The sequence below is a fragment of the Streptomyces sp. NPDC018833 genome, assembly GCF_044390825.1.
Lineage (GTDB): Bacteria > Actinomycetota > Actinomycetes > Streptomycetales > Streptomycetaceae > Streptomyces.
The window spans coordinates 34,427-46,658 of record NZ_JBIRZM010000011.1 but is presented as its reverse complement, the minus strand read 5'-3'; the positions used below and the strand labels follow the sequence as shown (position 1 = coordinate 46,658).

The window sequence follows — 12,232 nt, the reverse complement described above, 5'->3', positions numbered from 1 at the left end:
CTAAGATCTGCCCATGACAGGCACGGAACGCATCGCACGCTGGAGGCCGGGGGACCAGATCCTCTGGCGCTATCGCGGCCATGCCCCGGATCTGGACGGCTGCAGCGTGCACATCTGCCGGCCGGTGACGGTCGTCCAGGACACCGCGGACATGCTCGCGGTCTGGATGGCGCCGGGGACGGAGTGCGTGAAACCGGTCCTGGTGGACGGTACCCCCGTCCACCGGGAGCCGCTCGCCACCCGCTACACGGCCCCGCGCACGCTGACCCGGGACCGCTGGTTCGGCTCGGGTGTCCTCAAGCTCGCCCGCCCCGGGGACCCGTGGTCGGTCTGGCTGTTCTGGGAGACGGGCTGGCGGTTCAAGAGCTGGTACGTCAATCTCGAGGAGCCACGGACCCGTTGGGCGGGCGGGGTCGACTCGGAGGACCACTTTCTCGACATCTCGGTGTATCCGGACCGCAGTTGGCTGTGGCGGGACGAGGACGAGTTCGCCGAGGCGCAGCGCGTCGGCCTGATGGACGCCGAGAAGGCGGCGCGGGTACGGGCGGCGGGGCGGGCGGCCGTTGCGTCGATCCGGGCCTGGGAGACGCCGTTCTCGGCCGGCTGGGAGCACTGGCGGCCCGACCCGTCCTGGCCGGTCCCGAAGTTGCCCGCCGACTGGGCCCGCGCCCCGTCCGCCCGCCTGGCATCGTGACGGGCACAGGGGGTGGGGTGGAGAAGGGTCGATGTGGCGTGAAGCCGGCCGAAACCTTGCGCTTCACCGACCGCTCCGCCCGAACTCTGCGCCCTTGGGACACCGCGGGTTCGGTTCGGTTGTCCGATTCCGGTCAGCGATCGGGCTCCGGCGTATACGACCTCGTGAGACTCTTGATGCGCCCCCTGGGTGCAAACGTAGGATCGTCGTCCGCGAGGCTGCACCGTACGAGGGAGAGCTGAGCGCAGACCGAGGACCGCACGTCGTCAGCACGAGTCACCACGAGTCAGTACGAGTCATACAGGGGGTTGAGCTGTGCCGGATGCCCGCCACCCTGTCGACGCCGCCTCCAGAGCGGGTATACCGCCTCACAAGGCGTTCGCACCGCACAACCGGCCCGGACGGACGGAATCCCACGCGTGACGGAGCATCCCACCTCCCACGAAGGCAGGCAGCCCCTGGTTGCCCGGTCGCAGGAACGCACCCGGCCGCGGGCGGAGGCGGCCGGGCCGGCAGCCGTGCCTTCCGGACCGCCGCCGAAGCCGCAGCCCCAGACACAGACCCACTCCGTACAGGCCCAGGCGCAGGACATCGCCGGGACGGCGCGCCGGGAGGGCGACCGGCTGCGCTTCGTGGGGGCCGCGACGCGGCGGATCGCACGCGGCATCGACCTGGACGAGATCGTGCTCGGGCTGTGCCGGGCGACCGTGCCGACGTTCTCCGACGCGATCCTCGTCTATCTGCGCGACCCGCTGCCCGTGGGCGACGAGCGCCCGGTGTCCCCGTTCGTGCTCCGGCTGCGCCGCAGCGACCGGCTGCGTTTAAACACCGATGACGCCGAGCAGGGCCGGGTCGCCGCCATGCCCCTGCTGGACCCGGGGACCGACCTCGCGCCCGCCTCCGAGCTGTGCGAGGTGCGCTCCGGCGGTGCCCTGTCCGAGGTGCTGCGCGGAGTGCGGCCGGTCTTCGGCGACTCCGCGGCCGCCCGCGCCGCGCTGCCCGAGCTGCTCGGCGCCGGACGCAGTGTGCCAGGCGGCCATCGCGCGATACTCGCCCCGCTCCGCGGCAGGCGCCGCGTGATCGGTGCCGCGGTCTTCCTGCGCCGCCCGGACCGTCCGGCCTTCGAGCCCAACGATCTGCTCGTCGCGGCGCAGCTCGCCACGCACACCGCGCTCGGCATCGACAAGGCCGTGCTCTACGGCCGCGAGGCCTACATCGCCGACGAGCTCCAGCGCACGATGCTGCCCGACTCGCTGCCCCAGCCGACCGGCGTCAAGCTCGCCTCGCGCTACCTGCCGGCCGCCGAGACCGCCCGGGTCGGCGGCGACTGGTACGACGCGATCCCGCTGCCCGGCAGCCGGGTCGCGCTGGTCGTGGGCGATGTGATGGGCCACTCCATGAAGTCCGCGGCGATCATGGGCCAGCTGCGCACCACCGCGCAGACCCTCGCCGGTCTGGACCTGCCGCCGCAGGAGGTCCTGCACCATCTCGACGAGCAGGCACAGCGGCTCGGCGCCGACCGGATGGCGACGTGCCTGTACGCGGTGTACGACCCGGTCTCGCACCGCATCACCATCGCCAACGCCGGACACCCGCCGCCCATCCTGCTGCATCTGGGCGGGCGGGCCGAGGTGCTGCGCGTGCCGCCCGGCGCGCCCATCGGCGTCGGCGGTGTGGACTTCGAGGCGGTGGAGCTGGACGCCCCCGCCGGGGCGACGCTGCTGCTGTACACGGACGGTCTCGTCGAGTCGCGGCTGCGGGACGTGTGGACGGGCATCGAGCAGCTGCGGGAGCGGCTTGCCGACACCGCCCAGCTGACCGGCCCCGACCACTCGCCCCCGCTGGAGGCGCTGTGCGACGACGTGCTCGACATGCTGGGGCCCGGGGACCGCGACGACGACATCGCGCTGCTCGCCGCCCGCTTCGACGGGATCGCGCCCAGTGATGTCGCGTACTGGTTCCTGGAGCCGGAGGACGCGGCGCCGAGCCGGGCCCGCCGCCTGGCGCGGCGCGCGCTCGCCCGCTGGGATCTGGAGGAGCTGTCCGACTCGGTGGAGTTGCTGGTCAGTGAGGTCGTGACCAACGCGGTGCGGTACGCGGAGCGGCCCGTGACGCTGCGGCTGCTGCGCACGGACGTGCTGCGCTGCGAGGTCGGCGACGACTCCCCGCAGCTGCCGAGGCAGCGCCGCGCCCGGGACACCGACGAGGGCGGCCGCGGCCTGTTCCTGGTGAACCGGCTGGCCAGGCGGTGGGGGGCGACGCGGCTGTCGACGGGCAAGGTCGTCTGGTTCGAGCTGCCCACCCGGCCGTAGCGGACCGACCGTTCACGAGAGCCCCCCGGTCCGCCCCGTCACACGTGCCCGGCATCCCGGAGCGGTGGTGCACGCCAAGGGTTCGGGCGCGTACGGTTTCCTCGAAGTCACCAACGATGTCAGCCAGTTCACCAAGGCGGACCTCTTCCGGCCGGGCAAGGGGAGATCATGCCGTTCGCGGACGCGGCCGACCACCGCTTCAACCCGTTCCCTTCAGCGGCCCGGCCGGGCGGCACGCCGCGGGCGAGACGGTGCTGGAGGCGTAGCGAGCCGCACCGCTGAGGACGACGGCTTCGGGCAGCGGGCACGAGGGTCCGCCAGGTGCTGGACGACGCTGCCCGTGAGCGGCCGGCGTCCAACACGTCCAACGTCAGCGGGCATCTGCTCCGGGGCGTCACCAAGCCGGTGCCGGAACGGGCGTTGCAGGACCGGAGGTTCGTCGACGAGCCGTTCGGCGGCACGATCGCGGAGGTCAACGGCGGCCGGTACGTCCGCCGATAGGGCGGCGGCCCGTGATCCGGCCGGATCACGGGGCGCCGCCCTATGTGCACGGCCCGGTGGTAGGGGCGCGGGCCGACTAGTCGTTGGGCCTCAGCTGATCGTCGCGTTCGTCGTCCGCGCTGGGCTCGACCGGTGGGGAGATCGTCGGGGCGTCCGTCACCGTCTCGGTCTCCGTCGGCGTCGGGTCGCCCGTCGGCGTCGGGTCCTTGGTCTCGGTCTCGGTCGGCGTCGGGTCCGGGTCCTCGGTCTCGGTCCGCGTGGGTGTCGGATCCGGGTCCTCGGTCTCGGTCTCGGTCGGCGTCGGGTCCGGGTCGGGGACCGCGATCTCGGCCACGTCGAGGTCGAACCGCGCGTCCGACCCGCCGTTCAGCGCGCCCAGCGTGTAGTCGGCCCAGATCCTGGCCGGGAAGCCGCCGCCGCTGGCGCGGCCCGAGTTCGCCGTGCCGGTCAGCGACACCTGGCCGCCGCCGTCCTTCGGGGACTCGCCGAAAAGGGCCACCACGGTGACCAGTTCGGGCGTGTAGCCCGCGAACCACGCCGAGCGGTTGTTCTCCGACGTACCCGTCTTGCCGGCGGCCTCGTAGGCGCTGCCGGCGGCCGCCTGGCCGGAGCCGTTCTTCACCACACCGGTCAGGCCGGCGGTCACGGTGTCGGCCGTCTCCCGGCTGATCACCCGGTCGCCGATCGGGTCCGGCAGGTCGACCTGGCGGTCCTTGTGCTCGGCCTCGGCGACGATCGTGGGCGTGACCTTCTTGCCGTGGTTGTCGAGGGTGGCGTACACCCCGGCCATGTCCCACGTGGAGGCGCCCATGGTGCCGAGCGAGATCGCCGGCCGCAGCGGGAAGTTCTTGTCCGGCACGCCCAGGGCGAGCGCCGTCTCCTTCACCTTGTCGAGGCCGACGTCGACCGCCATCTGTGCGAAGGCGGAGTTGATCGACTTGTTCAGGGAGGTCTGGACGGTGACCTGGCCGTGGCTGCGGCCGAGGTCGTTCTGCGGGGCGAACGGGGTGTCGCTGCCGACGACCGGGCGCTTGCTGGTGCCGTCATAGACGGTGTTGAGGCCGATCGGGACGCCGTCCTGGGTCTCGGAGCCGTTCTCCAGGGCGGAGGCGAAGACGACCGGCTTGAAGGTGGAGGCGGGCTGGTAGTCGTCCCGGGTCGCGTTGTTCCAATAGTGCTGCACGTAGTCCACACCGCCGTAGAGCGCCAGGACCTTGCCCGTCTTCGGGTCGACGGAGGTCGCGCCGGCCTGCACGGTCGCGTCGACCTTGTTGCCCTTGCGGTCCAGCTCGTCCTCGAGCTGCTCCTTGACCGCCTTCTCCAGCGTCTTCTGCTTCTTGGAGTCGATGTTGAGCGTGATGGTCCAGCCGCCCGCCGTCAGGTCCTCCTCGCTGAGCCCCTGGCGGGCCAGCTCCTTCTTGGCGGCGTCGACGATGTAACCGGCCTGGCCGCTCATGCCGGGCGCGGCCTTCGGGGCCTTGGGCACGGGGAACTTCAGGCCCGCGCGCTCGCCCGCGTCCAGCCAGCCCTCCTCGACCATGTTGTCGAGGACGTAGTTCCAGCGCTCGGTCACCAGCTTCTTGCCGGTGTCGGAGGCGATCGCCCAGTCGTACTGGTTGGGCGCTTGGAGCAGCGCGGCGAGGTACGCGCCCTGGGCGACGTTCAGCTTCTCCGCGTCGACGCCGTAGTACGCCTGCGCGGCGGCCTGGATGCCGTAGGCGCCGCGGCCGTAGAAGCTGGTGTTGATGTAGCCGGCGAGGATCTCCGGCTTGCCCTTCTTCTGGTCGACCTTCAGCGAGATCACCAGCTCCTTGAGCTTGCGGGTGACCGTCTGGTCCTGGTCCAGGTAGTAGTTCTTGACGTACTGCTGGGTGATGGTCGAACCACCCTGCTTGCCCTTTCCGGTGAGGGTGTTCTTCACACCGCGCAGGGTGCCCTTGAGGTCGACGCCGGAGTCCTCGAAGAAGGTCTTGTTCTCGGCCGCGACGAAGGTGTACTGGACGTCCCGGGGTATTTCGTCCAGGGCGACGATCTCGCGGTTGATCTCGCCGGTACGGGCGAGGATCTTGCCGTCGCTGTACTTGTAGACGTTGCTCTGCATCTTGGCCTGCGCGTTGGCCTCGGGCACCGGGACCATCAGGTAGATCACGAAGAACGCGCCCATGGCGAGCAGACACAGGCCGAAGAAGGTGCCCAGCAGCTTCCGCCAGGTGAAGAAGCGGCGTATGCCCGTGGGCCGCGTTTTCCTCGCCCGGCGCGCACCGCGCTGCCGAGCCTGTCGCTCTTCCGCTCGGCCCATCGCTTCGTCGCTCCGCTCGTCGGTCGTCGGTCCCGGCCCTTGGCCCGCGGCGCGTGCCCGGCCGGAATCAGCTCAGAAAAGTAACACCGGGCGGACAGACAAAGAGGAAATGATCCGCCTTTTCCGGACGTGAGAATCAGCACCCCCGTCCGAAGGAACGACTCATCAGGGGGCCGGAAGGTTGCCTCTGTCCGTACGTGATCGCCTCGTCGAACTCCGGCACCACCCCCGGAAACCGGACCCGGCGAGACGGGGCCGCTTCCAGGGCGGCAGCTATGCACGCTATGTATACACCACATGTACAGTGACGGGCATGTCCATCGGTCACACCCTCCTCGCCCTCCTCGAATCCGGCCCCCGCCACGGCTACGACCTCAAGCGCGCCTTCGACGAGCGCTTCGGGCAGGACCGTCCTCTGCACTACGGGCAGGTGTACTCCACCATGTCCCGGCTCCTGAAGAACGGGCTCGTCGAGGTCGATGCGATCGAGGCGGGCGGCGGGCCGGAGCGCAAGCGGTACGCGATCACCGACGCGGGGGTAACGGATGTCTCCCAGTGGCTCACCCGGCCCGAGAAGCCCGAGCCCTATCTGCAGTCGGCCCTCTACACGAAGGTGGTCCTCGCGCTCCTCACCGGCCGCGACGCCGCCGACCTGCTCGTCACCCAGCGTGCCGAGCACCTGCGGCTGATGCGCACCCTCACCGAGCGCAAGCGGCACGGCGACCTCGCCGACCAACTGATCTGCGACCACGCGCTGTTCCACCTGGAGGCCGACCTGCGCTGGCTGGAACTGACCACCAAGCGCCTCGACCAGCTCGCCGCGGCGGTCACGGCATGACCGTCGTCCCCGGCCCGCCGGCTCCGTCTCCCACCGCTACCGGGCGCCGCTGACAGTCGACGCCGGACTCCCCCGACAGCTCCGGCGGCTACAGGAGTCCGTCAGCTGCCCGAGTCCCGCTGTTGTGCACGGCGGCGCTCGGGCACGTCCAGCGCATCCCCTCGGCCGCCGGCCGGACCCGGCGTCACGTCACCACCCGCACCGGCAGTCCCGCGACCGCCCCCCTCAATGCCCCGGCCAGCTCCTCGAACTCATCACTCCGCGCCGCTCCCGACCGCATCGCCAGGGCGATCCGGCGCGACGGGGCCGGGGAGGAGAACCGTCCCGTGCGGAGACGGTGACCGCGGGACGTCTCGACCTCCACCGCCGTCCGCGGGAGCAGCGTCACCCCCAGGCCGCCCGCCACGAGCTGGACCAGCGTGGACAGGCCCGCCGCCGTGGTCGTCACGGCGGCGCCCTCCGAGCGGCCCGCCTCGCGGCAGACGTCGAGCGCCTGGTCGCGCAGGCAGTGGCCCTCGTCCAGCAGCAGCAGACGCAGATCCCGCAGCGCCTCCCGGGGGATGTCCGTCCGGTCGGCCAGCTCATGGTCCTCGGGCGCGACCAGCACGAAGTCCTCGTCGAACAGCGGGAGTTCGCTGACGCCGGGCACACCCAGGGGCACCGCGAGCAGCAGCAGGTCGAGGCGGCCGGCGGCCAGACCCTCCAGCAGGGAGGACGTCTGCTCCTCGTGGACCTGGAGATCCAGCTCCGGATAGCGCTCATGGACCAGCCGCAGCACCGTCGGCAGCAGATACGGTGCCACTGTCGGAATCACGCCGAGCCGGAGCACCCCGGTGAACGGGGCCCGTACCGCCTCCGCCTCCTCCATCAGCTCGCCGACCGCGTCGAGGACGGCCTTGGCCCGTACCGCGAGCCGCTCCCCGGCCGGGGAGAGCAGCACCTTGCGCGTCGTACGCTCCAGGAGCTGGACACCCAGTGCCTCCTCCAGCGCGGAGACGGCCCCGGACAGCGCCGGCTGACTCATCCCGATTGCGGCTGCCGCGTCCCGGAAGTGCAGGTGTTCCGCCACCGCCGCGAAGGCGCGCAGCTGGGCCAGGCTGGGCTGCTTGGACCGCCCGCCGGCGGACTTGGCACCCGTATTGCCGGGCTGGACGGTATGGGGCATCGACACTGATAGGTACCTCCGATCAGGATGACCAAGTCTAGCTATTTCCGCGATCAATGCACCCTGTGCCACTATCAAGATCCGTCCAACCCCCATGGAAGACCCCAAAAGGGACCTTCCTGTACGCAAGGAGAGCGCGTGCTCACTGTCGGTGACCAGTTCCCCACGTTCGAGCTGACTGCCTGCGTCTCGCTGGAGAGTGGCAAGGAGTTCGAGCAGATCAACCACAAGTCCTACGAGGGCAAGTGGAAGGTCGTTTTCGCGTGGCCCAAGGACTTCACCTTCGTCTGCCCGACCGAGATCGCCGCGTTCGGCAAGCTGAACGACGAGTTCGCCGACCGTGACGCCCAGATCCTCGGCTTCTCCGGTGACTCCGAGTTCGTCCACCACGCCTGGCGCAAGGACCACGCCGACCTGCGTGACCTGCCCTTCCCGATGATGGCCGACTCCAAGCACGAGCTGATGCGCGACCTCGGCATCGAGGGCGAGGACGGCTTCGCGCAGCGCGCCGTCTTCATCGTCGACCCGAACAATGAGATCCAGTTCACCATGGTGACCGCCGGCTCCGTCGGGCGTAACCCCAAGGAGGTCCTGCGGGTGCTCGACGCCCTGCAGACCGACGAGCTGTGCCCATGCAACTGGACCAAGGGCGAGAACACCCTCGACGCCGTCGCGCTGCTGTCGGGCGAGTGATCTGACATGGCTCTCGACGAACTCAAGGCCGCCGTACCGGACTACGCCAAGGACCTGAAGCTGAACCTCGGCTCGGTCATCGGCAACAGCGAGCTTCCGCGGCAGCAGCTCTGGGGCACCGTGCTGGCCTGCGCGATCGCCTCGCGTTCGCCCAAGGTGCTGCGCGAGCTGGAGCCGGAGGCCAAGGCGAACCTGAAGCCCGAGGCGTACACGGCCGCCAAGTCCGCCGCCGCTGTCATGGCGATGAACAACGTCTTCTACCGGACCCGGCACCTGCTGTCGGACCCCGAATACGGGACGCTGCGCGCCGGTCTGCGGATGAACGTCATCGGCAACCCGGGCGTGGAGAAGGTCGACTTCGAGCTGTGGTCGCTCGCCGTCTCCGCCATCAACGGCTGCGGTCAGTGCCTGGACTCCCACGAGCAGGTGCTGCGCAAGGCCGGTGTGGACCGCGAGACGATCCAGGAGGCCGTCAAGATCGCCGCAGTGATCCAGGCCGTGGGGACGACGCTGGACGCGGAAGCCGTCCTCGCCGAGTAGTCCTCGCACGCATGACCACGAAGGGCCCCGCCGACTCCGGACTCCGGTCGGCGGGGCCCCTCGCCACTTCCTCTCGGCGGGCCCTTCTCAGTTCGTCTCGGGGGCCGTTCGCAGCGCGGCCAGGAGCGCCGTGACGTCCTCCACGAGCAGCGGTTCGAGTTCCTTCAGGTCCGTCGCCGGCCCGTCGCCGTCCTCGTCCCACTCGACGGACGCGGTGATGCCGACCACCGCCTGGCCGTCCAGCGCCTCCACCGTGATGCGGCTCAGGTCCTCCTCCACGATGACGAACGCCTGCTCCCCGACGCCCTCGATGCTCGTGATCACCACCTCGGGGGCGAACATCTCGGTCGGCCGTGCCCTCACCATTCCCTCGAACTCGGGTCCCGGGTCGGTCTTCTTGTGCAGCGTGTAGGTGATCTCGGCACCGGGAAGGGACCACACCTCGTTCCCCTCCTCGTCCGTCTCGGGCTCGTAGTCGACCGGCTTCAGCGACACGTAACAGGTGGCGCGGTGCACGGATCCGTGGTCGCGGCGCCATGCGTCGCCGGACCCTTCCGGCTTGCCGAACCCCTTCGCGAGGCCCTTCAACTCCGCGTCGTCGCACAGATCCTCGCTCGCCCGGTAGCCGCCGAGGTCGACTTCCTGCTGCGCGTACGCGTAGAGCCCGCCCGCCCAGAGCGCGGACGCGACCAGGGCGCCGCCGATCGCCCATGGCCATGCGCGATGCCGCCGCTTCGGCGAGGCCGGATCCCCGGCACCCGCGTCCGAGGGGACCTCTGCGCGCATGGTCCCCCGGCCCGCCGTCTCGGGAGCGCCGAAAGGCGGCTCCTCCCCCACCAGCTCCGGCTCGGAGATCACTCCTGCTCCTCGGTGTCGGAAGGCTGCTCCGAGCGCTGCTCGGACTTCGGCGCGGATCCGGGCTCCGCGGGCGGGTACTCGGGCGCCGGCCCGGCCGAGGGGGCTGCGCCCAGGGCCGTGGAGCCGTGCGGCGGCGGGGCCGTGCGCAGGGTCTGCTCCTTGCCGTACGCCCGCAGATAGCCGACGACCGTGTTGGTGACCGCCACCAGGGGCACGGCGACGACCGCGCCGCCGATGCCGGCGGTCATGCCGCCGGCGGCGACGGACAGGACGACCGCGAGCGGGTGGACGCGCACCGCGCGGCCGAGGATGAAGGGCTGTAGCACATGCCCCTCGATCTGCTGTACGGCGAGGACCACGATCAGCACGATCAGCGCCGTGAACACGCCCTGGGTCACGAGCCCGACGACGACCGCGAGGGCGCCCGAGACGACCGCGCCGACGAGCGGGATGAAGGCGAAGAGGAAGATGAACACGGCGAGCGGCACGGCCAAGGGGACTTCGAGGAACCAGAGGCCGAGGCCGATGAAGATGGCGTCGATCAGGGCCACCACGACGGTGCCGCGCACATAGGCGGTGAGCGTGCGCCACGCGCGGGGCCCGGCGCCGGCGACACCCGCGCGTGCCTCGGACGGCACGAGTTTGAGCGTCCACTCCCAGATGCGCTTCCCGTCGTAGAGCAGGAAGAGCGTGGAGAACATCGCGAGCAGTATCCCGGTCAGCACCTCCACCATCACGGTCACACCCTGCAGACCGGCGGAGGTGATCTCCTCGGTGTTGGTGCTGATGGTGTCGCTGAGGTTCTGCGCGATGTCGTTGATCTGGGACTCGGTGACATGGAAGGGGCTGTCCAGCAGCCAGCGCTTGAGCTCCTCGATGCCGTCCCTGACGCGGTCCGACAGATTGTCGAGGTTGTCCATGACCTGCCAGACCACGAACCAGCCGACAAGGCCCATGACGACGAAGCCGAGGATCGCCGTGCCGGCGGTGGCGAGACCGCGCGGCAGACCCAGCTTCCGCAGCCGTGCGACGGTGGGCTGGAGCATGGCGGTGACGAGCAGCGCGGCGGCGAAGGCGAGCACCACGAGCTGTACGGCGCTGATGACGCGCATCAGCACCCACAGCGTGCCCGCGAGGACGAGCAACCGCCAGCCGGCTTCGGCCGCGACACGGATGCCCCACGGGATCGCGGCGACCGGGTCGCGGCGGGCCGCGACGGCGGGCGCGTAGGCGGGCGGTGGAGGGACACTGCCGGGCGGCGGCACGACGGCGGGCGGCTCGTCCTCCGCCGCGGCCTCCTTGCGCCGCTCTTCCAGGCGCTCTCCTATCCGGGTCAGCTCGGCCCCCACACGGCCGAACCACCCTGGCACTTTCGACATGATGCTCCCTTTTGTCCCCACCATTCTCCCCTGCGCCCCAAGGGCGCGGGCGGTGCCCTCACCCGGGAGTAATGGGACCCCGACCGTACACGCACGGAGCCCCCCACCGTAGGACGGTGAGGGGCTCCGGAAAGGTTGAGCGCCGGGCGACTCTAGTACCAGTGGTTCGCCTGCCAGAAGGACCATGCGCCACAAGGGCTGCCGTAGCGGCTGTCCATGTAGTTCAGGCCCCACTTTATCTGGGTGGCCGGGTTCGTCTGCCAGTCGTCGCCTGCCGAGGCCATCTTGGAGCCCGGCAGCGCCTGGACGAGGCCGTACGCGCCCGAAGACGGGTTGGTGGCCCGGTAGTTCCAGGTCGACTCGTGGTCCACGATGTTGCTGAAGCACTGGAACTGGTCAGCGGGGACCATCTGGCGTGCCATCGCCTGGACCTCGGCGACCGTGTAGGAGGCCTTGGCGGAGAAGCTGGAAGCCGAGCGGACCGCGTCACGGTTGGCACGTGCCTCCGCCTCCTCACGCTCGCGCTCCGCCTGCTCGTCCGCAGCGGCCTTCTTCGCCTCGGCGGTCTTGGCGGCCTGGATGCGTGCCGATTCCTCGGCGGACTTCTTCGCGGCCGCGTCCGCGGCAGCGGCCTGAGCTTCGGCCTGCTGCGCGAGGGACGAGACCTGCACCTGGGCCTGCTCGCCCATGGGAATGTCCGCGAGAAGCGTCGTGTCGGCCGCCGTCGCCTCGAGAGTGTCCCCCGAAGGCTGGGTGTTGCCCGACGCGACGCCGACGACGGCGCCGACGGTGGTGACCGCAGTTGCCGAGGCGACTGCGAATCCCCGGACCGAGATCCGGCTCACACGGTTTCCTTCCAGCATCGCCCGCATAGGTGACCTCGCGAGCGCAATCGTGCCCCTGGCGCTGGCCTCCGCACTGATTGGGTCACGGGAGGCGCGGGCCCGGCGGGC

The 12,232-nt window shown here is 70.6% G+C and carries 11 protein-coding genes and 1 pseudogene; 7 read left to right on the top strand and 5 right to left on the bottom strand.

Annotated elements, in window-relative coordinates:
* Positions 1-13 precede the first annotated feature (13 nt).
* From ACH5AF_RS21895 to ACH5AF_RS21880, 4 genes and pseudogenes are all read left to right on the top strand, one after another.
* Positions 14-694 (top strand): DUF402 domain-containing protein, encoded by a 681-nt coding sequence (locus ACH5AF_RS21895; RefSeq protein WP_398903366.1) that lies wholly within the window; start codon positions 14-16, stop codon positions 692-694.
* A 419-nt stretch (positions 695-1,113) separates the two neighbouring features.
* Positions 1,114-3,006, top strand: coding sequence for a SpoIIE family protein phosphatase (locus tag ACH5AF_RS21890; protein WP_398903363.1), 1,893 nt, complete (start codon positions 1,114-1,116; stop codon positions 3,004-3,006).
* Positions 3,007-3,049: 43 nt separating this feature from the next.
* Positions 3,050-3,181 (top strand): annotated as a pseudogene (locus tag ACH5AF_RS21885) (catalase); the annotation flags it as partial.
* A gap of 146 nt (positions 3,182-3,327) precedes the next feature.
* Positions 3,328-3,507, top strand: a complete 180-nt coding sequence (locus tag ACH5AF_RS21880) for a hypothetical protein (protein WP_398903361.1) — start codon at positions 3,328-3,330, stop codon at positions 3,505-3,507.
* 76 nt (positions 3,508-3,583) lie between these two features.
* Here ACH5AF_RS21880 and ACH5AF_RS21875 read toward each other — a convergent pair whose 3' ends face one another.
* Entirely contained in the window at positions 3,584-5,806 is a 2,223-nt protein-coding gene (locus ACH5AF_RS21875) for a transglycosylase domain-containing protein (RefSeq protein WP_398903359.1), read from the bottom strand.
* A gap of 313 nt (positions 5,807-6,119) precedes the next feature.
* Between ACH5AF_RS21875 and ACH5AF_RS21870 the strand changes: the two genes are divergently transcribed.
* Positions 6,120-6,644, top strand: coding sequence for a PadR family transcriptional regulator (locus ACH5AF_RS21870; protein ID WP_398903357.1), 525 nt, complete (start codon positions 6,120-6,122; stop codon positions 6,642-6,644).
* A gap of 184 nt (positions 6,645-6,828) precedes the next feature.
* Here the strand turns inward: ACH5AF_RS21870 and ACH5AF_RS21865 are convergent, their stop codons facing one another.
* On the bottom strand, positions 6,829-7,809 hold the full coding sequence (locus ACH5AF_RS21865; protein WP_398903670.1) for a hydrogen peroxide-inducible genes activator: 981 nt from the start codon (positions 7,807-7,809) through the stop codon (positions 6,829-6,831).
* A gap of 138 nt (positions 7,810-7,947) precedes the next feature.
* Here ACH5AF_RS21865 and ACH5AF_RS21860 point away from each other — a divergent pair, with 138 nt between their 5' ends.
* Positions 7,948-8,502 (top strand): peroxiredoxin, encoded by a 555-nt coding sequence (locus tag ACH5AF_RS21860; RefSeq protein ID WP_398903355.1) that lies wholly within the window; start codon positions 7,948-7,950, stop codon positions 8,500-8,502.
* Positions 8,503-8,508: 6 nt separating this feature from the next.
* Positions 8,509-9,042, top strand: a complete 534-nt coding sequence (locus ACH5AF_RS21855; protein WP_398903353.1) for an alkyl hydroperoxide reductase — start codon at positions 8,509-8,511, stop codon at positions 9,040-9,042.
* A gap of 87 nt (positions 9,043-9,129) precedes the next feature.
* Here ACH5AF_RS21855 and ACH5AF_RS21850 read toward each other — a convergent pair whose 3' ends face one another.
* From ACH5AF_RS21850 to ACH5AF_RS21840, 3 genes are all read right to left on the bottom strand, one after another.
* Complete coding sequence (locus ACH5AF_RS21850; protein ID WP_398903352.1) at positions 9,130-9,900, bottom strand: hypothetical protein; 771 nt, start codon at positions 9,898-9,900, stop codon at positions 9,130-9,132.
* Positions 9,897-11,279 (bottom strand): AI-2E family transporter, encoded by a 1,383-nt coding sequence (locus ACH5AF_RS21845; RefSeq protein WP_398903350.1) that lies wholly within the window; start codon positions 11,277-11,279, stop codon positions 9,897-9,899. The genes ACH5AF_RS21850 and ACH5AF_RS21845 overlap by 4 nt, the downstream gene beginning before the upstream one ends.
* A 152-nt stretch (positions 11,280-11,431) precedes the next feature.
* The gene (locus tag ACH5AF_RS21840; RefSeq protein ID WP_398903348.1) at positions 11,432-12,124 is read right to left on the bottom strand and encodes a transglycosylase SLT domain-containing protein; all 693 of its coding nucleotides are present in this window, start codon (positions 12,122-12,124) and stop codon (positions 11,432-11,434) included.
* Positions 12,125-12,232: the final 108 nt, after the last annotated feature.